Source organism: Altericroceibacterium indicum (assembly GCF_009828105.1).
Taxonomy (GTDB): Bacteria; Pseudomonadota; Alphaproteobacteria; order Sphingomonadales; family Sphingomonadaceae; genus Altericroceibacterium; species Altericroceibacterium indicum.
Map to the genome: position 1 here is coordinate 1 of NZ_WTYQ01000003.1, position 24,329 is coordinate 24,329.

General features: G+C 56.2%; 22 protein-coding genes, 2 tRNA genes and 2 rRNA genes. 12 read left to right on the forward strand and 14 right to left on the reverse strand.

Going from position 1 to position 24,329, the window contains the following annotated elements:
- The 4 genes from GRI39_RS08415 to GRI39_RS08430 form a co-directional block, all read right to left on the reverse strand.
- Nucleotides 1-1,859 (reverse strand): 23S ribosomal RNA (locus GRI39_RS08415); the annotation flags it as partial.
- A gap of 374 nt (nucleotides 1,860-2,233) precedes the next feature.
- Nucleotides 2,234-2,309, reverse strand: a tRNA-Ala gene (locus GRI39_RS08420).
- 20 nt (nucleotides 2,310-2,329) lie between these two features.
- Nucleotides 2,330-2,406: transfer RNA gene (locus tag GRI39_RS08425), tRNA-Ile, on the reverse strand.
- A gap of 207 nt (nucleotides 2,407-2,613) precedes the next feature.
- Nucleotides 2,614-4,102 (reverse strand): 16S ribosomal RNA (locus GRI39_RS08430).
- A gap of 635 nt (nucleotides 4,103-4,737) precedes the next feature.
- Here GRI39_RS08430 and GRI39_RS08435 point away from each other — a divergent pair.
- Together GRI39_RS08435 and GRI39_RS08440 are read left to right on the forward strand one after the other, a co-directional pair.
- Nucleotides 4,738-6,195: an oligosaccharide flippase family protein gene (locus tag GRI39_RS08435; protein WP_160739294.1), complete on the forward strand. Its 1,458-nt coding sequence runs from the start codon at nucleotides 4,738-4,740 to the stop codon at nucleotides 6,193-6,195.
- Complete coding sequence (locus GRI39_RS08440; RefSeq protein ID WP_160739295.1) at nucleotides 6,192-7,361, forward strand: glycosyltransferase family 4 protein; 1,170 nt, start codon at nucleotides 6,192-6,194, stop codon at nucleotides 7,359-7,361. Before GRI39_RS08435 ends, GRI39_RS08440 begins: the two co-directional genes overlap by 4 nt.
- Here GRI39_RS08440 and GRI39_RS08445 read toward each other — a convergent pair.
- On the reverse strand, nucleotides 7,358-8,293 hold the full coding sequence (locus GRI39_RS08445) for a hypothetical protein (RefSeq protein ID WP_160739296.1): 936 nt from the start codon (nucleotides 8,291-8,293) through the stop codon (nucleotides 7,358-7,360). The two genes, GRI39_RS08440 and GRI39_RS08445, sit on opposite strands and share 4 nt — an antisense overlap.
- A gap of 244 nt (nucleotides 8,294-8,537) precedes the next feature.
- On the opposite strand from GRI39_RS08445, the gene GRI39_RS08450 reads away from it, so the two are divergent.
- Nucleotides 8,538-10,349, forward strand: coding sequence for an ABCB family ABC transporter ATP-binding protein/permease (locus GRI39_RS08450; protein WP_160739297.1), 1,812 nt, complete (start codon nucleotides 8,538-8,540; stop codon nucleotides 10,347-10,349).
- Between the two features lie 213 nt (nucleotides 10,350-10,562).
- Complete coding sequence (locus tag GRI39_RS08455) at nucleotides 10,563-12,056, forward strand: SulP family inorganic anion transporter (protein WP_160739298.1); 1,494 nt, start codon at nucleotides 10,563-10,565, stop codon at nucleotides 12,054-12,056.
- Between the two features lie 85 nt (nucleotides 12,057-12,141).
- Here GRI39_RS08455 and GRI39_RS08460 read toward each other — a convergent pair whose 3' ends face one another.
- The 4 genes from GRI39_RS08460 to GRI39_RS08475 form a co-directional block, all read right to left on the reverse strand.
- On the reverse strand, nucleotides 12,142-12,333 hold the full coding sequence (locus GRI39_RS08460; RefSeq protein ID WP_160739299.1) for a DUF1737 domain-containing protein: 192 nt from the start codon (nucleotides 12,331-12,333) through the stop codon (nucleotides 12,142-12,144).
- 13 nt (nucleotides 12,334-12,346) lie between these two features.
- A complete protein-coding gene (gene hslU / locus GRI39_RS08465) occupies nucleotides 12,347-13,651 on the reverse strand; it encodes an ATP-dependent protease ATPase subunit HslU (protein WP_160739300.1) in 1,305 nt (434 codons plus the stop codon).
- Between the two features lie 5 nt (nucleotides 13,652-13,656).
- Entirely contained in the window at nucleotides 13,657-14,229 is a 573-nt protein-coding gene (gene hslV / locus GRI39_RS08470; RefSeq protein WP_160739301.1) for an ATP-dependent protease subunit HslV, read from the reverse strand.
- Between the two features lie 79 nt (nucleotides 14,230-14,308).
- Nucleotides 14,309-14,785, reverse strand: a complete 477-nt coding sequence (locus GRI39_RS08475; RefSeq protein ID WP_160739302.1) for an outer membrane protein assembly factor BamE — start codon at nucleotides 14,783-14,785, stop codon at nucleotides 14,309-14,311.
- A 177-nt stretch (nucleotides 14,786-14,962) separates the two neighbouring features.
- On the opposite strand from GRI39_RS08475, the gene GRI39_RS08480 reads away from it, so the two are divergent.
- Together GRI39_RS08480 and GRI39_RS08485 are read left to right on the forward strand one after the other, a co-directional pair.
- Complete coding sequence (locus GRI39_RS08480; RefSeq protein ID WP_160739303.1) at nucleotides 14,963-15,481, forward strand: ubiquinol-cytochrome C chaperone family protein; 519 nt, start codon at nucleotides 14,963-14,965, stop codon at nucleotides 15,479-15,481.
- Nucleotides 15,478-15,987 (forward strand): YceD family protein, encoded by a 510-nt coding sequence (locus GRI39_RS08485; protein ID WP_160739304.1) that lies wholly within the window; start codon nucleotides 15,478-15,480, stop codon nucleotides 15,985-15,987. The genes GRI39_RS08480 and GRI39_RS08485 overlap by 4 nt, the downstream gene beginning before the upstream one ends.
- A gap of 70 nt (nucleotides 15,988-16,057) precedes the next feature.
- On the opposite strand, the gene ssb is transcribed toward GRI39_RS08485, so the two are convergent.
- From ssb to GRI39_RS08510, 5 genes are all read right to left on the reverse strand, one after another.
- Entirely contained in the window at nucleotides 16,058-16,621 is a 564-nt protein-coding gene (gene ssb, locus GRI39_RS08490) for a single-stranded DNA-binding protein (RefSeq protein WP_160739305.1), read from the reverse strand.
- A gap of 97 nt (nucleotides 16,622-16,718) precedes the next feature.
- Nucleotides 16,719-18,572 (reverse strand): FeoB small GTPase domain-containing protein, encoded by a 1,854-nt coding sequence (feoB, locus tag GRI39_RS08495; protein WP_160739306.1) that lies wholly within the window; start codon nucleotides 18,570-18,572, stop codon nucleotides 16,719-16,721.
- Nucleotides 18,569-18,811 carry a FeoA family protein gene (locus GRI39_RS08500; protein ID WP_160739307.1) on the reverse strand — a complete coding sequence of 81 codons (243 nt, stop codon included), beginning with the start codon at nucleotides 18,809-18,811 and terminating at the stop codon, nucleotides 18,569-18,571. The genes feoB and GRI39_RS08500 overlap by 4 nt, the downstream gene beginning before the upstream one ends.
- Nucleotides 18,812-18,868: 57 nt before the next feature.
- Nucleotides 18,869-19,516 (reverse strand): COQ9 family protein, encoded by a 648-nt coding sequence (locus GRI39_RS08505; RefSeq protein ID WP_160739308.1) that lies wholly within the window; start codon nucleotides 19,514-19,516, stop codon nucleotides 18,869-18,871.
- A 69-nt stretch (nucleotides 19,517-19,585) separates the two neighbouring features.
- Nucleotides 19,586-20,212, reverse strand: coding sequence for an ankyrin repeat domain-containing protein (locus tag GRI39_RS08510; protein WP_343033317.1), 627 nt, complete (start codon nucleotides 20,210-20,212; stop codon nucleotides 19,586-19,588).
- A 97-nt stretch (nucleotides 20,213-20,309) separates the two neighbouring features.
- On the opposite strand from GRI39_RS08510, the gene GRI39_RS08515 reads away from it, so the two are divergent.
- From GRI39_RS08515 to GRI39_RS08540, 6 genes are all read left to right on the forward strand, one after another.
- Nucleotides 20,310-20,903 carry an SCO family protein gene (locus tag GRI39_RS08515; RefSeq protein ID WP_246204994.1) on the forward strand — a complete coding sequence of 198 codons (594 nt, stop codon included), beginning with the start codon at nucleotides 20,310-20,312 and terminating at the stop codon, nucleotides 20,901-20,903.
- Nucleotides 20,891-21,388 (forward strand): YcgN family cysteine cluster protein, encoded by a 498-nt coding sequence (locus GRI39_RS08520; protein WP_160739310.1) that lies wholly within the window; start codon nucleotides 20,891-20,893, stop codon nucleotides 21,386-21,388. Before GRI39_RS08515 ends, GRI39_RS08520 begins: the two co-directional genes overlap by 13 nt.
- Entirely contained in the window at nucleotides 21,385-22,107 is a 723-nt protein-coding gene (locus tag GRI39_RS08525; protein WP_160739311.1) for a M48 family metallopeptidase, read from the forward strand. Before GRI39_RS08520 ends, GRI39_RS08525 begins: the two co-directional genes overlap by 4 nt.
- Nucleotides 22,108-22,173: 66 nt before the next feature.
- Nucleotides 22,174-22,695, forward strand: coding sequence for a hypothetical protein (locus GRI39_RS08530; RefSeq protein ID WP_160739312.1), 522 nt, complete (start codon nucleotides 22,174-22,176; stop codon nucleotides 22,693-22,695).
- A complete protein-coding gene (gene ribD / locus GRI39_RS08535; RefSeq protein ID WP_343033318.1) occupies nucleotides 22,685-23,689 on the forward strand; it encodes a bifunctional diaminohydroxyphosphoribosylaminopyrimidine deaminase/5-amino-6-(5-phosphoribosylamino)uracil reductase RibD in 1,005 nt (334 codons plus the stop codon). The genes GRI39_RS08530 and ribD overlap by 11 nt, the downstream gene beginning before the upstream one ends.
- Entirely contained in the window at nucleotides 23,674-24,297 is a 624-nt protein-coding gene (locus GRI39_RS08540) for a riboflavin synthase (protein ID WP_160739314.1), read from the forward strand. Before ribD ends, GRI39_RS08540 begins: the two co-directional genes overlap by 16 nt.
- Nucleotides 24,298-24,329 lie beyond the last annotated feature (32 nt).

The following is a 24,329-nucleotide window of genomic DNA, read 5'->3' on the forward strand; positions in this document are numbered from 1 at the left end:
CCCGACAAGGAATTTCGCTACCTTAGGACCGTTATAGTTACGGCCGCCGTTTACTGGGGCTTCAATTCGGAGCTTGCACTCCTCCTCTTAACCTTCCAGCACCGGGCAGGCGTCAGACCCTATACGTCGTCTTGAAGCCGACTTAGCAGAGTCCTGTGTTTTTGATAAACAGTCGCTACCCCCTGGCCTGTGCCCCCTGCCAAAAGTTGCCTTAAGACAGGGCCTCCTTCTTCCGAAGGTACGGAGGCAATTTGCCGAGTTCCTTCAGGATACTTCTCTCAAGCGCCTTGGTATACTCTACCTGACCACCTGTGTCGGTTTCGGGTACGGTCTATATGAAGAGGCTATTTCCTGGGACTATTTGGCTGCCCGATCAATCCGTTAAGATCGAACAACTTCCACAATCCGTCACACATCTTCAGGCCCACGAATATTAACGTGGTTCCCATCGACTACCCCCTTCGGGCTCGTCTTAGGGGCCGGCTCACCCTACGCTGATTAGCATTGCGTAGGAACCCTTGGTCTTTCGGCGAGAGGGCATCTCACCCTCTTTATCGCTACTCATGTCAGCATTCGCACTTCCGATACGTCCACCCTCGGTTACCCTTGAGCTTCACTCGCTTACGGAACGCTCCGCTACCGCTCAGAATAAATTCTGAACCCTAAGCTTCGGTGCATCACTTTAGCCCCGATACATTTTCGCCGCAGGAACCCTTATTTAGACCAGTGAGCTGTTACGCTTTCTTTAAAGGATGGCTGCTTCTAAGCCAACCTCCTGGTTGTTTTGGGATTCCCACATGCTTTCCCACTTAGTGATGACTTGGGGACCTTAGCTGTAGGTTAGGGCTGTTTCCCTTTTGACGACGGACCTTAGCACCCGCCGTCTGTCTGCCGGATAAGACTCGTTGGTATTCGGAGTTTGGTTAGGTTTGGTAGATCTCGCGACCCCCTAGCCCATCCAGTGCTCTACCCCCAACGGCATACATCCGACGCTCTACCTCAATAGATTTCGCGGAGAACCAGCTATTTCCCGGCTTGATTGGCCTTTCACCCCTAAGCACAACTCATCCGATAATTTTTCAACATTAAACGGTTCGGACCTCCAGTGCGTGTTACCGCACCTTCATCCTGGTCATGCATAGATCGCCGGGTTTCGGGTCTAATCCAACATACTCTGTCGCCCTATTCAGACTCGCTTTCGCTGCGCCTACACCTATCGGCTTAAGCTTGCATGGTAGATTAAGTCACTGACCCATTATGCAAGAGGTACGCTGTCACCCCCTAAAGAGGCTCCAACTGCTTGTAAGCATTCGGTTTCAGGTACTGTTTCACTCCCCTAATCGGGGTGCTTTTCACCTTTCCCTCACGGTACTAGTTCACTATCGGTCATGTACGAGTATTTAGGCTTGGAGGGTGGTCCCCCCATGTTCAGACAGGATTTCACGTGTCCCGCCCTACTCGAGTCTTCTCACATCATTTTCACATACGGGGCTGTCACCCGCTATGGCCACTCTTTCCAAAGTGTTCTGTTAATTGAATGAGAAGCACTGGCCTGGTCCGCGTTCGCTCGCCACTACTAACGGAATCTCGGTTGATGTCTTTTCCTCCGGGTACTGAGATGTTTCAGTTCTCCGGGTTCGCTTCACCAAAGCTATATATTCACTAAGGTGATACCCTATCCACCTCGCTCATTATCCGATTGCTCGAACAACGAGAGAAATGGTGAAGGTGGGTTTCCCCATTCGGAAATCGCCGGATCAAAGTTTGCTCACAACTCCCCGACGCTTATCGCAGCGTGCCACGTCCTTCATCGCCTGTACATGCCTAGGCATCCACCAAATGCTCTTACCTCACGCTTGAGAATCCACACCATCAACGACAGGCCTGAGAGTGATAAAACTTGCTGCTTGCATAAACCAGCAAGTCCTCAAACCCATGCTACTAACCTGTAGCTTTTGTTGCGGACGTTATCTCAGCCAGACATAAAATATCTGTTGTGTCGCATGATCACATCAGTCCGTAGACCAATATAAATCCATGCGCCACGGCATCGATTAAAAACCCATTCACAATGTCAAAGACGCGAAGAGCAGATCTCTTCGCTACCACACCCTGGCCAAAGCCGGGCGGGATCAGATGTATTTCATACACTGGAGTGTAAAGAATGCGCCTCAAGTAGCGTAAGCGATAGGCGCTTAAACGCCTCAAGCAGCGCAGCGGTAGGCCACATAAATGGTGGAGCCTATCGGGATCGAACCGATGACCCCCTGCTTGCAAAGCAGGTGCTCTCCCAGCTGAGCTAAGGCCCCCTACCAAACTTTAAAATCTATGGTGGGCCGAGTAAGAGTTGAACTTACGACCTCACGCTTATCAGGCGTGCGCTCTAACCACCTGAGCTACCGGCCCATCGCGCCATCACAAGCTCTCAATTCTATACAATAGAATTGCCAAGCCGCGGGCGGCGTGAGCCAGCTCAGGCATTTATCACATGCGCAGTAAAGCGCCTGTAACAATCTCCAGTGATGAAAGGACATGAGGACGACGGCAATGTTCTTTGAAAAAGTGCGAAGCTCTTCCAACCGCAAGGGCTGGCGCTTTCGTACTAATCCTTAGAAAGGAGGTGATCCAGCCGCAGGTTCCCCTACGGCTACCTTGTTACGACTTCACCCCAGTCGCTGATCCCACCGTGGTTAGCTGCCTCTCTTGCGAGTTAGCGCACTACCTTCGGGTGAAACCAACTCCCATGGTGTGACGGGCGGTGTGTACAAGGCCTGGGAACGTATTCACCGCGGCATGCTGATCCGCGATTACTAGCGATTCCGCCTTCATGCTCTCGAGTTGCAGAGAACAATCCGAACTGAGACGGTTTTTAGAGATTAGCATGTTCTTGCGAACTAGCTGCCCACTGTCACCGCCATTGTAGCACGTGTGTAGCCCAGCGTGTAAGGGCCATGAGGACTTGACGTCATCCCCACCTTCCTCCGGCTTATCACCGGCAGTTTCCTTAAAGTGCCCAACTAAATGATGGCAACTAAGGATGAGGGTTGCGCTCGTTGCGGGACTTAACCCAACATCTCACGACACGAGCTGACGACAGCCATGCAGCACCTGTCACCGATCCAGCCGAACTGAAGAAAAGAGTCTCCTCTCATCGCGATCGGGATGTCAAACGCTGGTAAGGTTCTGCGCGTTGCTTCGAATTAAACCACATGCTCCACCGCTTGTGCAGGCCCCCGTCAATTCCTTTGAGTTTTAATCTTGCGACCGTACTCCCCAGGCGGATAACTTAATGCGTTAGCTGCGCCACCCAAGTTCTGTGAACCCGGACAGCTAGTTATCATCGTTTACGGTGTGGACTACCAGGGTATCTAATCCTGTTTGCTCCCCACACTTTCGCACCTCAGCGTCAATACTTGTCCAGTCAGTCGCCTTCGCCACTGGTGTTCTTCCGAATATCTACGAATTTCACCTCTACACTCGGAATTCCACTGACCTCTCCAAGATTCTAGTCTAGCAGTTTCAAGGGCAGTTCCGGGGTTGAGCCCCGGGATTTCACCCCTGACTTAATAGACCGCCTACGCGCGCTTTACGCCCAGTAATTCCGAACAACGCTAGCTCCCTCCGTATTACCGCGGCTGCTGGCACGGAGTTAGCCGGAGCTTATTCTCCAGGTACTGTCATTATCATCCCTGGTAAAAGAGCTTTACAACCCTAAGGCCTTCATCACTCACGCGGCATTGCTGGATCAGGCTTTCGCCCATTGTCCAATATTCCCCACTGCTGCCTCCCGTAGGAGTCTGGGCCGTGTCTCAGTCCCAGTGTGGCTGATCATCCTCTCAGACCAGCTATGGATCGTCGGCTTGGTAGGCCTTTACCCCACCAACTACCTAATCCAACGCGGGCCCATCTTAAGGCGATAAATCTTTGGTCCGAAGACATCATCCGGTATTAGCAGTCATTTCTAACTGTTATTCCGAACCTTAAGGCAGGTTCCCACGCGTTACGCACCCGTGCGCCACTAACCCCGAAGGGTTCGTTCGACTTGCATGTGTTAGGCATGCCGCCAGCGTTCGTTCTGAGCCAGGATCAAACTCTCAAGTTTGAGTGCATCAATACAATAACCAGCCAAAGCCAGCCATCATACCAACGTTCAAGGAGCCGATTACCTGCATCTATCAAACGTAATGGATACGAAGGACTATGTAAGGTAACGACTTAAATACCGGTATCCGGAGCCTTAAAACCCCCGGACCGGGCGCCGTCGCCCACATGTCCCTTCATCAATCAATCAACAATGTCAAAGAACCCCAACAACAAAGACAGCAATCAGTCCCTGAAATTAAATCCCAGGGGAATTGCTATCCCATCAATGTTGGCGACCAACTCAGTAGCGCCAGAAGCGCCGTCCCCGTGTCGGTGAAGCCCCTCTAGGACTAACCCCAGATTCGGTCAACACACTTTTTTCACTTTTATGTCACTTTTTCCATAAACCCCTGAACTGCTTGGTTTTTGCGTTAAATCGGCTGTTTAGCCTTCGAGAATGCACCCATTGCATCATGCCACGCCTCATTCTTTGTTTACTCTCCACGCGATAGAGACTGGCTCGCGCGACACTGTTAAAAGCGCGCTTGATCTGCTTAGAGAGGATAGCTTTCGATTATGGCCAGCCCGTTCCGATGCGCTCCGTGGATTTGACCCAGTGCTTTATATAAGCTGCGCATATTGGACCCTTGCCCGATGACGTCCTTTCGAAAATCACTCATCATCAACTTCTTCTCATCGTCGGGAGCGACGATGGCGCAGTTTGTGATTTCCCTTATTGTCGCGCGTTTGCTGTCCCCGTCCGAGATCGGCATTTATTCCATCGCCGTTGTGCTGGTGAACATTGCCCATGTGTTTCGCGATTTTGGCGTCAGCACCTATTTACAACGTGAAGCAGAACTGACCTCAGGCAAAGTCCGTTCAGCGATGGGCGTTGCCTATGCAATCGCATGGTTCATTGCCTTTTGCATATTCGTCAGCAGCGGCATGGTTTCGCGCTATTTCGGATATTCCGAAATTCAGCCGGTCATGCATATCCTTGCCATCAGCTTCCTGTTCATTCCCTTCAGCTCCGTAGCCCTCGCGCTTCTGCTGCGAGAGTATGATGCGACGAAAATAGCCTGGGGCGCTTTCTGGGGGACATTCGCCTATGCCGTGGTATGTCTCGGCTTGGCCTATACAGGCCACGGGGCACAAAGCCTTGCCTGGGCCAATCTGGCCAATGTTCTGGCCACAGGAATCACCTACCTCTGGCTGAAGCCGCTCCACATGTACTACCTGCCAAGGTTTCGCGAACTGGGTGGCATTATCCGCTTTGGCGGTGGAGCACTGGCAACCAACCTCATCAAATCGGTGAATGATGCCTTGCCCGACCTGATTCTCGGCAAGATCGGATCGGCGCGACAGGTGGGTCTCGTCAGCCGGGCCAATTCTACCGTTAACATCTTCATCTACGTCGCCGGTTCTGCGATGAATTTCGGATCACAATCCTATTTCGCCAAAGCGCATCACAGCGGGCAACCGCTGGCACCTATGCTCCACCGTTCGATCGGACTGGTGACCGGTGTTGGCTGGCCGACACTGGCGATCACTGCCATTGCCGCTCAGGATATTGTCGTAGGGCTTTATAGCGATATCTGGCTGGATGCTGTGCCGGTAGTCACACCACTTGCCTTGATGGCCAGCATTGGCCTGATGTTCTATTATCATCCCGCAACGTTCAACGCGATCGGACGGCCTTATCTCGCAGCCATTCCTCTGCTCATTACGGCGCTTAGCCGCATTGTCCTGACTGTTGTGCTGTTTTCGGGCAATATCGTTTCCTTTGGCTGGGCCTTGGCTCTGGCAACGCTCGCAACCATGCCCGTATGGCTGATCCTTCAGAAGAAACACCTGAAATGCAAAGTGGTGCCGCTCTTTGCCGCTCTCTTGCCCAGTGCAATAGTCACCCTCTGCACAGGAATTGTGGGCGCTGTGGCGATCCACCTCATTCACCAGACACCCCTTCAGTCACCGATTATTCGGGTTCTTGTGATGGCCATTCCCGTGGCCATCGCCTGGCTTTTGTCGCTGAGGCTTTTGCGCCACCCGCTCTATGAAGAAATGCTGATTGTACTGAGCGGGATCGTTTCCAGACTCAAAAGACCCGCATGAGCATGTTGAAAGATAGCAGCCCCATGAAGATGAAGCGCCAGTCCATTCTTTTCTGTATGCGCTACCCTGACGATCAGGGGTTTGTCTGGCGAACAGTGTCCCGCTTACGCGATATGGTGGCAGGCAATCTGGGGGAGTTCGACTGTTATATTGCTTTCCCGGAACTGACCGGCCGCTCCGTCCATCAATTTGAACACCTTAAGCCGATTGAGCTGGATGGCTATACTCTGGCCGCGCGTGACAAGGAGAAGCTCTCACACTTCGCTCAAGAGCAAAAGCTGGCTGCCATCGTCTATATGAGCGCAATGCCATCAACCCTGGACATGGCGTTCCTCAAGAGCCTGAAGGTTGCGACGATCACCACCGAGAATGACAGTTTTGATCACACACAGCGCAACTCTCTCGTCAAAAAAGCAGCGAAATTCATCTTGCGAAGAATATTGCATCGCCAGATCCACGATCTGCATATTGCCAATGCCGTAAAGCAGGGGGAGTGGCTTGCCTCCTTTGCGCAAATTCCCAAAGACAGAATTGTCGTTGCCCCCAATGGCATTGATTGCACACGGTTCATTCCGGCGGGCGACACCTCCGCCCCGCGCCTTGATCCAGCGTTGCGCTGGGTCATTTGCGTCAGCCAGGCACGGCCTGAAAAACGGGTCGACATGATTATCCGCACTGCGGCACGGATCATGAAGCAAGAGCAGTTTTCTGATGTTGCCTTTGCCTATGTCGGCGATGGTGCGATGGCTCCGGCATGGAAGCAACTGGCAGCAGACCTCCACATCAGCGACCGCTTCCATTTTGTTGGCCAGCAGCAGGATTTGCTGCCCTATTATCAAGCGGCCACCTTGATGGTTCACGCAGCAAAGCGCGAAAGTTTCGGCCTTGTGCTGGCCGAAGCGATGGCCTGCGAATTGCCGGTTGTCGCTTGTGCGGCCGCGGGGCCGATGGAAATCATCGACAATGGGGTGACCGGCACGCTGGTCGGATTGAATGACGAAGACGGCTTCCAGGCAGCGGTTGAGTTCTATCTGCAAGAACCCACAATCGCGATGCAGCATGGCAAGGCTGGCCGTGAACGCGCCGAGCAGCGTTTCTCGATCCACCGGCAGGCCCGCGATATTGCCAATGCTATCAGGCAGGTGGTGAATAAAGACCGCGACTAACGGTCTGAACGCATCAAATCCCGAATCGCCTGCCTTGCTGCCTTGATATAGCTATTGCCAGAATAGCGGTGCGTGCCGATGAAGTGGAGGAAGCGGGCATCATCGGGAATGCCGCTGTTCCAGAAGTTCAGATATTTGTCATAGGGGAGCAGCAGAGGATCGGGTTGATTGGCGATGACAAAATTCGATGTCACCTGCTCGCTGCCCCATTCCGACCATTTGCCCATACCAAGAAGGCTGGCCGCTTCCCGAGAAAAGGTGACAGCCAATTGCCGCCCCTCATCACTGGGTGCAAAACCGGCAAAGCCCGAACATCCGCGAACATAGCGTGGCGCGTCCAGCCCTGCGATAGTAAGGTGGCCCAGACCGTTCTCAATGGCGCGCTGCACATGTGTGCCCGGCTCAACCACGAAAGGCCTAGCCCGTGCGCCATCGTTGCGAAGGATGGGGACCAGTTCCGCTTCGGCTTCCCCGCGTATCGTGAAGCTGCGGCCTTGCCCTATTGCATCCCTGATTTCCGGCACATTGCCAAGAGTGACAGTATCGGAATCAAGCTGAATGACATAGGCATCCGTCCGCAGATCGAGCAATGTCAGCAAACGCTCCCATGTGCCGCCACGCGGGCAATCCCCGGTATCAACATCGGCGATTGCGATGATGCGAGGATTACCGAGATGGGTGGCCAGCACCGCACGATCTTTTGCCGTCAGCGAACCATCGTCCAAAATCACCATGCGGCCACGGCCCAATGCCGCGTGAAAGGATTTCACAGCCACAAGATAGGGCAGCAAAACCCGCGAGCCGATCATGGAGAAAATAATCACGCCATCATCCACCGGCTTCACCGGCGGCGTGTTAAGCACGTTACGTGTCAGAACCGGAAACAAGCGCTCTCGCAGCTTCCTCAGCAATCTGTCCGGCAATCCGGTCATCCGCTCCCCCAAGGCTCGATCATGGTTCTCCGCAGGCATAGCGGGACATGCAGGAAATCTGTCCCAAGACCACCTGCATGTCAGTGCTGATCGTCACGTGGAGCATGGAACATTTATGACGAATTTTTCCCTGTTACAACACTGCTTCTCGATAGGGGCACTTGGAAAGCAAGATACAGTGAAGCTCTGAAACAGTGCATCGCGCGGCTTTCGCTTGCCCTTCCCTGCCCCTACATAGCATGGGATGCCACCACAATCAGACACAAAATCCGATGCAGTCACCCATGACGGGTGGCCGACCATTCGTCGGTTTCTGCCGTATCTCTGGCCCAAAGATCGGCCTGATCTGCGCTGGCGCATTGGCTGGGCGATTGTCTTTGTGGTGCTGGCCAAGATCGTCGTGCTTGCCTTGCCGCTGGCCTATGCTGGGGCGGTGGATGCGATGTCCGCTGATGGCAACCCCGCTTTCTGGGTGGCGATGGCGCTGGTGATTGCCTATGGCGCAGGGCGCTTTGCCACGGTGGCCTTTGACAATATCCGCAACATTATTTTTGAGCGGGTGGGCCAGGATGCTGTGCTCAACCTTACTGAAGATGTGTTTCATCGGCTGCATCGGCTGAGCCTGCGCTTCCACCTCTCGCGCCGGACGGGGGAAGTCACCAAGATCATCGAACGCGGAACCAAGAGCATCGACACGATGATCTATTTCCTGCTGTTCAACATCATGCCCACTGCCATCGAACTGCTGATTGTGGGCGGCATCTTCTATGTCAAATTCGGCCTGCCGATTGTCGCTGCCACGGCGGCAACAGTGGTCGCCTATATCTATGTCACCCGGATGATTACCGAATGGCGCACCAAATTGCGCCATGAAATGAACGAGCTGGATGGCCGGGCGCTCGCCCGCGCGGTGGATTCGCTCCTCAATTATGAGACGGTAAAATATTTCGGCGCAGAATCGCGCGAGCAGGACCGCTACAGTTCCGCCGCACGCGCCTATTCCAGAGCCGCCATCAAATCGGAAAACTCGCTCGGTGTCCTCAATATCGTGCAGGCGATCATCATGAATCTGATGATGGGTGGCGCGATGGCCTATACTGTCTATGGCTGGAGCACGGGGCGCTTCAGCGTGGGTGATCTGGTCCTCATCAACACCTATCTGATGCAGCTTTTCCGTCCGCTCGACATGTTGGGCTGGGTCTATCGCACCATCCGGCAGGGCTTGATCGACATGGCCGCCATGTTCCGCCTGATCGATACGCCGGTGGAAGTAAGCGATGCGCCCAATGCGCCCGCATTGCTGGTGCGCAAGCCGACGGTTGTGTTCGATAATGTGGTGTTTGGCTATGAGGATGACCGCGATATTCTCCACGGCCTCAGCTTTGAAGTGCCAGCGGGCGCGCATGTGGCGATTGTTGGGCCGTCGGGCGCGGGCAAATCCACTATCGGGCGGCTCCTGTTCCGCTTTTACGATCCGCAGTCGGGCCGCATTCTGATCGACGGGCAGGATATCGCCAGCGTGACGCAGGAAAGCCTGCGCGCCGCCATCGGCATTGTTCCGCAAGATAGCGTGCTGTTCAACGACACGATCGGCTATAATATCGGCTATGGCCGCGAAGATGCGCGTGATGAAGACATCGCCCGCGCCGCCGCGGACGCCGCCATCTTGCCCTTCATCCGCTCTCTGCCTGATGGCTTTGACACCGAAGTGGGCGAAAGGGGCCTCAAACTCTCAGGCGGTGAAAAGCAGCGCGTGGCGATTGCCCGCACCTTGCTCAAAAACCCGCCCATCCTGCTGCTCGACGAAGCGACCAGCGCGCTCGACACCCGGACCGAACAGGAAATCACCGGAACCCTGCGCCGCGTCTCGCGCAATCGCACCAGCATAGCCATCGCCCACCGCCTCTCCACAGTGGCCGATGCCGACACGATTTTCGTGCTCGATAAAGGCCGCCTGGCCGAAAGCGGCTCCCACCAGCAACTCCTGCGGCATGACGGGCTCTATGCCGAAATGTGGTCAAGACAGGCGACTGAGGATGTGGAAGAGGTGAACTAACTTTCAGATATCGGAATAAAAATACTTATCCCATTGAGGCATTCGTTGTGTCGTCAATTTACCCCCGCAAAACCACAGGGGTTGCCATTCGGCGGCTAATCAGTGTATCTGCCCTCAACCCTTGGCGACAAGGTTCCCAAAATTGACGCTCGAAAACAGGTGCGAAGTCGGACATGGCCGATTTCGGCGCCTCTATCGCTGTATGGATGATATATGAGTTTTGCTGAAACGCTGAAGCGCGATTGGCTGTCCAATCCCAAAGCCGATATTCTGGCCGGAATCGTGGTGGCGCTGGCCCTCATTCCTGAAGCGATCGGCTTTTCGGTGATTGCCGGGGTCGATCCGCGCGTGGGGCTTTATGCCTCGGTGGTGATTGCCATGGTGGTGGCCTTTACCGGCGGGCGCACGGGGATGATCTCTGCTGCAACCGCCGCCGTCGCCGTGGTGGTGGTGCCACTGGTGAAGCAATATGGCGTGGACTATCTCTTCGCCGCGACGATCCTGATGGGCATTATCCAGATTGCTGCGGGGTTTCTGCGGCTCGACCTGTTGATGCAATTCGTGTCGCGCTCGGTCATCACCGGCTTCGTCAATGCGCTGGCGATCCTGATCTTCATGGCCCAGCTTCCGCAGCTGACCAATGTCGGTTGGGAAACCTATGCCATGGTGGCAGCAGGCCTGGCGATCATTTACCTGCTGCCGCGCCTGACCACGGCGGTGCCCTCTCCGCTGGTGGCGATCATTGTGCTCAGCGTGATTTCCATTTCGATGGACCTGCCGGTCAACACGGTGGGCGATATGGGCAAGCTGCCTGAGGGCGTGCCCTATTTCGTGCTGCCCCATGTGCCACTGACGTGGGAAACCTTGCTGATTATCGCGCCCTATTCTGTGACGATGGCGGCGGTTGGCCTGCTGGAATCGATGCTGACCGCACAGATTGTCGATGACATGACCCATACAGAGAGCAACAAGCGCCGCGAATGTGGCGGCCAGGGCATTGCCAATATGGCAGCGGCATTCTTCGGCGGCATGGGTGGCTGTGCCATGATCGGCCAGTCCGTCATCAACATCACGTCCGGTGGACGCGGGCGGTTGTCTACATTTACCGCAGGCCTGTTTCTGCTGATTATGCTGGCCGCGCTTGGCTCCATCGTAGGGCAAGTGCCTATGCCATCGCTGGTGGCTGTGATGATTATGGTTTCCATCGGGACATTCAGCTGGAACTCCATCTCCAATCTGCGCATCCATCCGCTGACCTCCTCCATCGTGATGCTGGCAACGGTTGTTGTGGTGGTGGCAACGCATAATCTGGCGCTGGGCGTGCTGGTGGGTGTGCTGCTGTCGGGCGTGTTCTTCGCCTATAAGGTGCGCAACATGTTCGAAGTGGTGCGCACGCGCGAGGAGGAACGGGCAGTCTATACGATCACCGGGCAGATATTCTTCGCATCCGTGGACCGGTTTCAAAAAGCGCTGGGGCCTGAAGGCCATCAGGCCAATCCGGCAGACCATGTGGTGTTTGATGTGACCAAAGCGCATTTTTGGGACATTTCCGCCATTGATGCGCTGGATAAGGTGGTCGAACGGATGCGTCGCAATGGCCGCAGCGTGCAGGTTCTGGGCCTCAACACGGCCAGCGCTGATCTGGTGGATCGTTTTGCCAATACGGACAAGACCGGCGTAGAAATCGGCCTCGCCCCGCATCCATAGGGCAGAGGCGCAAAGCTTACAAAAAAGGCCGGCGGATCGTGGTGATCCTGCCGGCCTTTTTCGTATCAGAGCTTAAGTCAGCCGATCAGCCGATAAAGCCGCTCCAGATCACCGCCTGGGCGCAAATCACTGTCTCGCCATTAAAGGTGAGAGCCGGTGAACCGTGCAGTTCCCAGCCATCTTGCAATGCCTGCGACACGCGCTTGCAGAAAGTGTCATCATCAGGGCCGGTGATGCAGCGATAGATCGGTTTGCCATCTGGCGGGGTTGTGCTCATGGTCGCGCGTTCCTCAGAGGATATATTTGCTCAAATTGGTATCCTGCACCAGATCGGACAGTTTTTCACGGACATATTCTGCATCCACCAATACCGTATCGCCGCGACGATCTTCGGCCTCAAAGCTGAGTTCCTCCAGCAGGCGCTCCATCACGGTCTGCAAACGGCGGGCGCCGATATTCTCGACGCTTTCATTCACCTGTGCTGCCAGCCGCGCCACTTCGCGGATCGCTTCGGGCGTGATATCCAGCGTAACCTGTTCGGTGCCGATCAGCGCCTTGTACTGGTCAATCAGATTGGCCCGCGTATCGCTGAGGATGGCGACAAAATCGTCTTCCGTCAGCGCGGAAAGTTCCACCCGGATCGGCAGGCGGCCCTGAAGTTCCGGCAGCATATCTGACGGTTTGGAGAGATGGAACGCACCGCTGGCGATGAAGAGGACATGGTCGGTCTTCATCGGGCCATATTTGGTGGCAACCGTGGTGCCTTCGATCATTGGCAGCAAATCGCGCTGCACACCTTCGCGGCTGACGGTGCCGCCGCTGCGTGTGTCAGATACGGCGATCTTGTCGATCTCATCCAGAAAGACGATGCCATTTTCCTGCGCATTGAGCAGGGCAACGCGGGCCACATCATCCTGATCGAGACGCTTTTCCGCTTCTTCATCGACCAGCTTGTCCCACGCATCAGGCACTTTGAGCTTGCGGCGTTTGAGGTTCTGCTTGCCGAACGCCTTGCCCATCATATCGGACAGGTTAATCATGCCGACACTGCCGCCCATGCCGGGGACTTCCATCGGCATAGTGGGGCTGTCTTCCACTTCGATTTCGACTTCCGTGTCGTTCATCGCATTTTCGACGATACGCTGGCGGAAGCTGGCGCGGGTGGCTTCCGAAGCGCTATCCCCGACCAGAGCATTGAGCAGCCGCTCCATCGCGGCGGCAGAAGCCGCTTCGCGCACGGATTCGCGGCGGCGTTCCTTTTCCAGCCGCACAGCTTCTTCGGCCAGATCGCGGGCGATCTGTTCCACATCGCGGCCGACATAGCCCACTTCCGTGAACTTGGTCGCTTCCACCTTCACGAATGGCGCATTAGCGAGCCTTGCCAGACGGCGGCTGATCTCGGTTTTACCGCAGCCCGTGGGGCCGATCATAAGGATATTCTTCGGCGTGATCTCTTCACGCAAGTCAGCATCGAGCTGCTGGCGGCGCCAGCGGTTACGCAGCGCCACAGCCACAGCACGTTTGGCCTTGTTCTGGCCAATGATATGTTCGTCGAGAGCGGCGACAATCGCCTTGGGGGTCAGTTGATCGGTCATGAATCTCAGATGGTTTCGACCGTCACACGGTCATTGGTGAAGACGCAGATTTCAGCAGCCACAGCCATGGCGCGGCGGGCGATGACTTCGGCATCTTCTTCATAAGCGTCGAGAGCGCGGGCGGCCGACAGGGCATAATTGCCGCCGGAGCCGATGGCGGTGATACCGCCTTCAGGTTCCAGCACATCGCCATTGCCGGTAAGAACGAGGAGGCATTCCTCATCCGCCACGATCATCAAGGCTTCAAGGTTGCGAAGATATTTGTCGGTCCGCCAATCCTTGGCGAGTTCGACGGCGGAACGCAGCAATTGGCCGGAATATTGTTCCAGCTTGCGTTCAAGCCGTTCGAAGAGGGTGAAGGCATCGGCAGTGGCACCGGCAAAACCGGCAATCACCTTGCCCTTATCGGGGCCGCCTTCACCGATCCGGCGAACTTTTCGGGCATTCGGCTTCATCACCGTATTACCCATGGAAACTTGACCATCGCCGGCAATAACGGTCTTCCCGTTTTTCTTGACGCCAATGATCGTAGTGCCATGCCACTGGGTCAGGCCGTGGCTCGCTGTCTGGTCATGCATGAGGCGGCATATGGGAGGCTGGGGTATCGGCTTCAAGCCACTTCACCCCAAGAACCACCCGCATTATGCCAAATTATAATCAGGTGCCGTTAGGTCCGCCACCAGCGGGGCCTGCCCCACCCGGCATACCGCCAACCTGACCGATATTGCCGAACAGATCTTCCAGGAAGCTGCGTTCGCGGCCCAGAGTCGGTGTGGAATCGCCATTGGGGTGAATGCGCACAACCTGATCCATGCCCGTGCGATCAGCCGAAACGACATTGCCCTTGCTGTCAAACTTCACCGCAAGAACAGTCTGGGCCGTAATATGCGGAGTCGTGAAAGGGGCCTGTTCCGTCGTGCTCGACACGTAATACCAGGTTGGCTGACCAAACTGGCTCTTGAAGCTGGGCTGACCAAGCGTGCCTTCCACGGACCGTTCATTATCGATCCCTGGGTGCACCGCATACATCAGCGTTTCATCAACGATATAACCGCGATGAGTGGTGATCGAACTGCAAGCAGCCGACGCACACGCCAAAGCCACTACTGCCCCGATCCGACCAAATTGAGTCATACTCACCTTTCCAATTCCGTGCCGGCCCGTCATGTCTGACAACAGAGACTTTGATTTGCCTTCGATATTGCCACATTCTACAGCGCGAGCCTTAAGGCCAAGCGCAGTGCTTCGCAATGGCGCTTGGCCTTCGGCAATTTAATAACCGCTGAACAACATAGGACAGAGCCGCTCGAAATGTCCCTTTTATCCCGCCTGATCCGTCACAATACGGACCCTCGCGACAGTCTGCGCCCCTTGTGGCATCGGGTTGTAGAAATTTCGCGTGAGAAGCATTGGTATGCCGATGCGCATGTTGCAGACAGCGTGGCCGGGCGGTTTGACATGATCACCACCGTCCTGTGCTTCACTCTGCTGCGCATGGAAAAGGATGAAGCCCTGATTGCCCCTTCCGTCCTGCTGACCGAGCTGTTTGTCGAGGATATGGACGGGCAATTGCGCGAAAGCGGTGTGGGCGACATGGTGGTAGGCAAACATATCGGCCGCCTGATGTCGGTGTTGGGCGGCAGGCTGGGTGCCTATCGCGAAGCGCTGGCGCAAGCAGACGATTCGAAACTGGCGGAAGCGGCTACCCGCAATGTGACCTTGGCACCCGATGCTGAGCCAGGACAATTGGCAGAGGTTCTGCGCAAGCTGGAGGCAGACCTTGCCGCCATGCCTGCCGAAGCCCTGCTCGAAGGACAGATTACACGATGAGCGATACTGAATTTACCTGCATCATTGATCGGCGGCATTTGAAAGAAGCCCCCGTCACCCTGAATGCAACGCCTGAACAATGCGCCGCATTGGCGAAACGATTCGATATTCCTCAGGTGAAGAGCCTGACAGCCAAACTCACCTTGCAGCTCGAAGATGGGGATGTGACGGCCAAGGGCCGGATGCAAGCCTCTATCGTGCAGAGCTGCGCCGTTTCGGGGGATGATTTGCCGGTTGAAGTGGAGGAGAGCCTGTCCTTCCGCTTCGTGCCTGATGTCACCATCACCGAAGAAGAAATCGAGCTGGAAGAAGAGGATTGCGATGAAATCCCCTATTCCGGCACCAGCTTCGACCTTGGTGAAGCGGTGGCGCAAAGCCTTGCGCTAGCGATTGACCCCTTCCTTACCGGGCCAAATGCGGATCAGGTGCGCAAGGAAGTGGGCCTGCTCGATGAAACCAGCGCCGGGCCATTTGCAGCATTGGCGGGTCTGAAAACCAAGGATTGATGCCCCAAAACAAAGGGAGGGCGGAACCGCAGTGGTTTCGCCCTCTCTTTGTGATTTGTGTTCGGTCCGATCAGAACGGAATATCATCATCCAGATCATCACCGAAATTGCTGCCACCGCTGGACGGTGAGCCACCGCCGCCTTGATTCCAGCCGCCCGATGAACCGCCTGAAGAGCCACCGCCCTGATTCCAATTGTTGCCACTGCCACTCTGGCCGCCGCCCTGGTTCCAACCACCTGACGAACCGCCCGAGCTTTGGCCGCCGCCGCCACTGCCGCCGCCGGGGCCATCCAGCATGGTCAGCGTGCCATTGAAGCCACGCAGCACCACTTCGGTGGAATAGCGGTCATTGCCCTGCTGATCCTGCCATTTGCGGGTCTGAAGCTGGCCTTCGACATAGACCTTGGAGCCTTTGCGCAGGAAGCGCTCAGCCACATTGACCAGACCTTCAGAGAAGATCGCCACCGTGTGCCATTCCGTGCGTTCCTGACGTTCACCGCTGTTGCGGTCTTTCCAGCTTTCACTGGTGGCGATCCGCAGATTGCAGACCTTGCCGCCATTCTGGAAGCTGCGCACTTCCGGGTCCTGCCCGAGATTGCCGATCAGAATGACCTTGTTGACACTACCTGCCATGGAGATGCTTTCCTCAATACGTCTGTTGCGTTGCCGCTTAGCCTAAAAGGCGGGCGTGACACCAGCGCAGGCTGCTGTCCATTCCACAGCAGTGTAGCTACAGACCCGCCGCCGTTGCCAGCCAGAATGTCAATCCAGCGAAAATATAGGCCAAGGTAAAGAGATAAGCGAGCATGAAGGCAGGCCATTTCCACCCGTTCGTTTCACGCCGCGCCACCGCGATGGTGGAGAGACATTGCGGGGCGAAGACGAACCACGCCAGAAACGCCAGTGCCATCGGCATGGTCCACCGCGCCGCCAGCTGATCGCTGAGCTGAGCTGCTTCGGCATCTTCATCGTCGCTCGAAATGGCATAGGTTGTCGCCAGTGAAGACACAGCCACTTCGCGCGCCGCCATGGCGGGAATGAGGGAAAGCGCCATTTCGCGGTCAAAACCAATTGGCTTCACCACTACGGCAAGGCCATTGGCCAATTGCCCGGCAATCGACGCATCCACTTGGCTTTCACCCGGCTCCGCTTTCGGGAAGCTCAAGAGAATCCACAAGACCACGGTGACGGTAAAAATGATCGTCCCGGCGCGGCGCAGAAACACCCATGCGCGCTGCCACAGGCCGATCAGAAGATCACCCAGCTTGGGCATCTGATAGCGCGGCATTTCCATGATGAAGCCGCTCGCCTTGCCCGCCGTGACGGACCGACGCAGCACAAGCGCGACCAGCACAGCGCCAATGATTCCGGCAACATAAAGCGCGAACAGGACCAGCCCCTGAAGGCCAATGCCCCATCCCACGCTGGTTTTGGGGATGAAGGCCCCAATGATCACAGCGTAAACGGGCAAACGGGCTGAACAGGTCATTAGCGGCGCGATCAGGATCGTGGTCAGACGATCTTTCGGGTCAGCAATGCTGCGCGTGGCCATGATACCCGGAATAGCGCAGGCAAAGCTGGACAGAAGCGGAATGAAGCTGCGGCCTGACAGGCCTACATAAGACATCAACCGATCCATCAGGAAAGCCGCGCGGGCCATATAGCCTGATTGCTCCATCACCAGAATAAAGGCGAAGAGGATGACGATCTGCGGCAGGAACACTACTACCGAACCCACGCCCGAAAGCACGCCCTGTGTCAGAAAATCACGCAAGATGCCGGGTGCCATATGCTCAGTAACAAGGGTGATCAGCACCCCGACCCCGCCATCCAGCGCATCCATGATCGGGTTGGCCCAGGCAAAAACGGCCTGAAACACCACAAACAGCACCGCAAAGAGCAGCGGCGGACCAAGCCATGGGTTGAGCAGCACCTTATCCAGCCCGGCATGAACCATATGTTCGGTGCTCTTGGACAGGATCGCGCCCTTGGCGATGTTGCGCGCCGCCAGGCGCCGTTCGGGCAAAGTGAGATGGCTCAGCGGATGATCGCCAGGATCATATTCGGCATTGCGTTCGGCCACAGCAATTGCCTGCGTCAACTCTTCAAGCCCACGGCGACGAACCGCGACGGTTTTCACCACCGGCACACCGAGAGCTTCAGACAAAGCCTTCGGATCGAGTACCAGACCATCGCGTTCAGCCAAGTCAAACATGTTGAGCGCAACCACCGTGGGGTGGCCCAGCGCGATGACTTCCTGCGCAAACACCAGGTGCTGTTCGAGATTGGACGCATCAAGCACCACCACGAGGACTTCGGGCTTCACTTCGCCAGCAAATTCACCCAGCACCACTTTGCGGGTGACTTCTTCATCCGGGCTGGACGCATCCAGACTGTAGCTGCCGGGAAGGTCGATCAATTCCAGCGGCTCGCCAGAAGGCAGCGTCAGCCGCCCGGCTTTACGCTCCACCGTGACACCGGGGTAATTGGCGATTTTCTGCCTTGCGCCGGTCAGCGCATTGAACAGGGCGCTTTTGCCTGCATTGGGATTGCCGACAAGTGCGGCTGTGCGAAGTCCGCTCACCGGATTTCCTCCACCGTCATCGCTTTGGCATGGGAGCGACGGATCGCCACCGTCATCTTGCCAACCACCAGCGCGATTGGGTCTTTACCTGCGAAAATCCCGCGTCGGGCAATTTCCACATGCGCCCCTTCATCAATTCCCAGCGCGCGAAGGCGTTTGCCTTCATCCGGGGCGAGAAGGGACCAATCCACCGCGACGATTTCAGCGCGGCTCAGAACGGGCAGATCATCGAGATTCATGAATGGTCCGTGCCAGACCGCAGAGCTAATTGCAACTGCTTCGCAATTATATTTCGATTATCTCGCCGGGTAGCGCAAGCGGCCAAGAAAGCGGGTGACGCTAAAGCGGTCTCGCGGCTTCAAAAACTGCGCTTTGGCTTTCTCAAATTGCATCACGCCGTTGATACGACGCTCGAGAAAAGCGCGCGTATCGCTCTTGTCGGGCGATTCATCATCGATGAAAACCGCCAAAGTCGCGCCGTAAATTCCAGCAAGAATGGTCCGCTTGGTGTAGTGATTGTAATCAGTGGCCTTGTCCCCGGCGAGCCGCCACATCAGATCAGCGCTGCTCCAACCGAATTTCACGGCGCGCGCCACATTCTGCGGCATGGCCTGAATAATCAGCGCCCGGCGCAAGGCTTCTTCCTGCCCCTTCACAGCATCCAGCCGATATTGAACGAGAGTGCGAATACGTTCCCGGATCGGCATGGTTGCCAGCCGTTCTGGAGTAAGGTCATCTGCCATGCGCTGATCGATCGTGCCGATCCATGCAGCGATCATGTCCATCGCGCCGCCGGTAAAGGCAATGCACGCAACTTCAGGATCTATGCCGGACTGCTTGGCTGCGCTCATCAGGGCCTGATCGCTCCACCCGTCAAAGATAGCGGCATCAGCGATCGCAGGCGCCAGTTTCAGGCGAATTTCGTCAAGCGTAAGATCATCCATGGCAGATACTTAAACATTTGGCCGGAACATTGAAAGGCCAACCACCGTCATAAGCTGGCCAAAGACCTCTTAGAAAGAAGGCCCATATGTCTTTTGCGCATTTTCCCTTTCGCTGGCTGGCTTCGCATTGCGATCGATTTCATCGAGCAGAACGCTGTCATTGCCTTGCAGCTGGGCATAATCGCGTGCGGATCGCCCGGAATTATCAGCCCGGTCAGGATCAGCCCCAGCCTTCAGCAAGACACGCATCATCGCAATATCGCGGCGATGAACGGCCGCCATCAGTGGAGTCTCACCGGCAGAATTGGGTTCATCCACCCGCGCGCCATCGGCAGCCAGAACCTGCACCCCATCAGTAAAGCCAAGCTGGCTGGCCAGCATGAGCGGGGTCATGCCCTGCTTGTTGCTGATGTTAGGATTGGCACCTTTGCCCAGGAGAAAGCGAATCCAGGTCAGATCACGCCGTGCCGTTGCAATATGGAGTCCGGTATCCCCGGTCGTCACATCGCGTGAATTGACCACCGTCGTGCCCGGTTGTTCGAGCAATTGCGTAACGGTCGTACCGTCCTTTTTCTTCACCGCTTCAAGGAATTTATACCCATCCGAAAACATCTGCGCGGAAGCTGGAACCGCGCCAAACAGCGCAATGGTGCAAAAGATTCCGGCGATGGCTTTCAAAAACATACCCCTGAACACAGTTTCACTCCTTCATTAAGGCGGCAGATGGTAAGGTCTGCCCTATTTACATCCCCCCTTGTCCTCACAGCTTTAGCAGAGCATGAACCACCACGCTATGACCAAGCATTTTATCCTTGCCGCCCCGCTGCTTTTGCTCGCAGCCTGCAACAATGCCGTTTCTGCTGACAATCCGGGGGAACCGCCATTGGCCGGTGCCAAGATCGGCGGCCCATTCGAATTGACCAGCAGTTCTGGCGAAACAGTCAAATGGTCAGATTTTCAAGGCAAATATCGTATGGTCTATTTTGGCTATGCCTATTGCCCCGATGTCTGCCCGCTTGATGTGCAGCGGATGATGAAAGCCTATGCCGAATTTGCCAAGGCAGAGCCGGAGATGGCCAAACAGCTTCAGCCTATTTTCATCACCGTCGATCCGGAACGCGATACGCCCAAAGTGGTGGGTGAATTTACCCACGCATTTTCAGATGACCTTCTGGGTCTCACCGGTACGCCCGAACAGATCAAGAAAGCCGCCAGAGCCTTCTCGGTATATTATGCCAAGGGTGCCGTACGCGAAGACGGCTCCTATCTCATGGATCACAGCCGTGGCGCTTATCTGATGGGCCGCGATGGCGAACCCATTGCCCTACTCCCAGTGGATGAAAGCCCTGAAGCCGTGACAGCGGAATTGAAAAAATGGGTGCGCTAAGACCCAAATTCTGGGAATTGCCACTCGAAGCGCTGTCGCGTGATGAGTGGGAAGCCCTGTGCGATGGCTGCGGCAAATGCTGCCTGCATAAGCTCGAAGATGAAGATACGGGCGAGATCGCCTATACCAATGTCGCGTGCAAATTGCTCGATACGCAAACGGCGCAATGCAGTGATTATCGCTTCCGCAAGATCAAAGTACCCGATTGTATGCGGCTCACCTTGCGAATTGTGAATGACGTTGCATGGCTCCCGCCCACCTGCGCTTATCGCTTGCGGGCCGATGGTGATCTGCTGCCCGATTGGCATCCGCTGCTTACCGGCAGTCAGGATGCCATGCGCGCTGCCGGGGCCAGCATTGCGGGCAAAGTCATCAGCGAAGTCCATGCCGGGCCACTCGAAAACCATCTGGTCGATTGGAGCATGGGCGAAGAGGGTAAAGAGGACGAAGAATCAGAGGATTGGGAAAACGTGGACGGCGCATGATGGACTGGCTGCTCCGCAAAGCTGAAGACCTTACGGTCCAAGTCGCGGATCAAACGCTGCCCATTTCCATCCGCCGCCACCCGCGTGCCACCCGCATGACTTTGCGCCTCGCGCCCGATGGCAGCGAGGTGCGGCTGACGATCCCTCAATGGGGCCGCACTGCCGAAGCCTTGGAATTCGCCCGCAGAAGGGCCGATTGGCTGGGGGCACAACTGGCCAACCTGCCCGATAATGCCCCACCCCATCCTGGTGGTGCAGTTCTCTATCGCGGGCATCCTCTCACCATCCACTGGGCAGCAAATGCCCCACGCAAACCCATGCGAGTGGAAAATGCACTGCGAATCGGTGGCCCGGAAAGCAATCTGCCCACCCGGCTGGGCCGTTGGCTGGAAGGAGAAGCCTTGCAGTTGATGGAGGAAGATCTGGCTCATTATTGCCAGCTTATCGGGCGGGATATGCAGCCCATTCGGCTATCTCGCGCAAAACGACGCTGGGGGAGCTGTTCTTCCGATGGCACTGTTCGCCTCAACTGGCGATTGATTCAAGCGCCTGATCTCGTTCGCCGCTCGGTGGTTGCGCATGAAGTGGCCCACCTTGTCCATTTCGACCATTCACCCGCTTTTCATGCACTGCTCCGCGATATTTTCGAAGGTGATGTGGCGCAGGCCAATCAATGGCTGAAACGCGAAGGGCGCACGCTCTACACCGCTTTCGGCTAAGCGGCTGGCGGCAGAGCGCAAGGATAGGGCTGGTGCCAAGGCGCTGGTGCGACTATCTTGCCACCCATGAGCTTTCTACGCAGCATTAATCCGGTTGGCGCGGTTTCCGATTTCGCCGTAATCTGGAAGGAAAACCCCTATCGCTGGCGGGTACTGATCGTATCGGCCGCACTGACTGTGGGGATTTTCATGCTCCTGCTTCCCAAAAGCCAGCGCATTCCGCCCCGCCCGCCGGAAGTTATCTATATCTCCACCTTTGCTGAAGGGCGGACAGAAGCGGAAATACTCGCTTCCAATCTGTCGCATCAGAAGAAGAAGGAAGCCCTCGAAGACTTACTCGCTCAGCGGGAAGAATTGCGCAAGGATCTCTATCGCAAACTGGGCAAGGCCACTTTCCTCGATGTGGACAAACTCGAAAAGCAGATGGAGCCTGATGAGGATAAGGACAAAGCGAAAAAAGAGGCTGAGCTGGCACGGCTGAAGCAGGAACAGGATGCTGCCATTGCCGCGATTCGATCTGGCAAACCTGAACCCAAATTGCCCCCAGTCGATACGAGCGATCAGGCCAGCACTTCCGGTGATCGATAGGCTGGATGAAAAGTGGCTCGCTGCGGCTGCCGCTTTGGCTGAGCGTGGACGGGTTTTAAGCCACCCTAACCCCTCTGTCGGTGCCCTTATCGTCCGTTCTGATCCTGTTATGTCCCTTTCAGCTGTCGTTGTAGGGCGCGGCTGGACCCAGCCTGGCGGGCGCCCTCATGCTGAAGCTGCGGCACTCGAACAGGCAGGACAGCGGGCCGTAGGGGCCACGCTTTATGTGACGCTTGAACCCTGCGCCCATGTCAGCGAGCGTGGTCCAGCCTGCGCAGATCTGGTCACAAAATCAGGCATTTCCCGTGTAATCATAGGCACTTGCGATCCTGACCCGCGCACACAGGGCAAAGGCATTGCGCGGCTGGAACAAGCCGGAATTGCCGTCACCCTCGCACATCACAAGCCCTCTCACGATAGCCTTCGTGGCTATCTCAAGCAGCGCAACACAGGCCGTCCACACGTCACGCTCAAACTGGCCATGTCGCTTGATGGCGCGATCGCCCTCCGCTCCGGTGAAAGCCGCTGGATCACCGGGCCAGAGGCGCGCGCCCATACCCACCGCGAACGCGCGCGTGCCGATGCGATTCTCGTCGGGGGCGGCACTTTGCGGTCTGACAACCCTCGCCTTGATGTCCGGCTCCCCGGCCTTGAAACCCGCAGCCCGGCGCGCTTTGTGCTCTCACGCAGTGCAGTACCCGCAGGCTGGCAAGCCATTGCAAATCCTGAAGAAATATTGGCTTTACAGGATATCCAGTACCTCTTCATCGAAGGCGGCGCGCAAACCGCAGCGGCTTTCCTGAAGCGCGATCTGGTGGATCGGATACTGCTCTATCGCGCGCCCATCATCATCGGCGGCGGTCTTCCTGCTATTGCCGATTTCGGCCTTTCCGACCTCACCTCAGCCCATGGGCGCTGGTCCCTCAGCGACCAGCGGAAGCTGGGCAATGATACTCTCGAAATATATGAGCGAACCCCATGTTTACCGGCATAGTCACCGCAATCGGCACCATCACCAAGGCAGAACAGCGGGGCGATATTCGTCTTACCATTTCCTGCCCCTTCGATCCTGAAACCATCGCCATCGGCGCATCGATCGCCTGTTCCGGCGTTTGCCTGACAGTGGTAGAAAAAGGCGGAAAACCTGGAAACTCCTGGTTTGCCGTTGATGTTTCTGCTGAGACAATAGCCTGCACGTCACCCGAAAACTGGGCTGAGGGCAGTCAGGTCAATCTTGAACCATCTCTCAAGATCGGTGATGAACTCGGTGGCCATATCGTCAGTGGCCATGTTGATGCCGTGGGCACCATCCTCTCGATTCGCGATGAAGGCGATTCGCATCGCTTCACCATTGCTGCACCAGCAACACTTGCCCCGTTCATCGCCCCCAAGGGATCAATCACCGTGGATGGCATTTCCCTCACAGTGAATACCGTGGAAGATCAGACGGACGGCACCGTCCAGTTTGGCCTGAACATCATCCCGCACACAGGCGATGTCACGACTATTGGTGCGCGGGCCGAAGGTGATAGCGTCAATCTCGAAATCGACACAGTCGCGCGCTATCTCCACCGGATGAACAGCCTGCGCAGCCAAAGCTAAGGCGCTGGTGCGCATATGAAAATCCCCGCCAC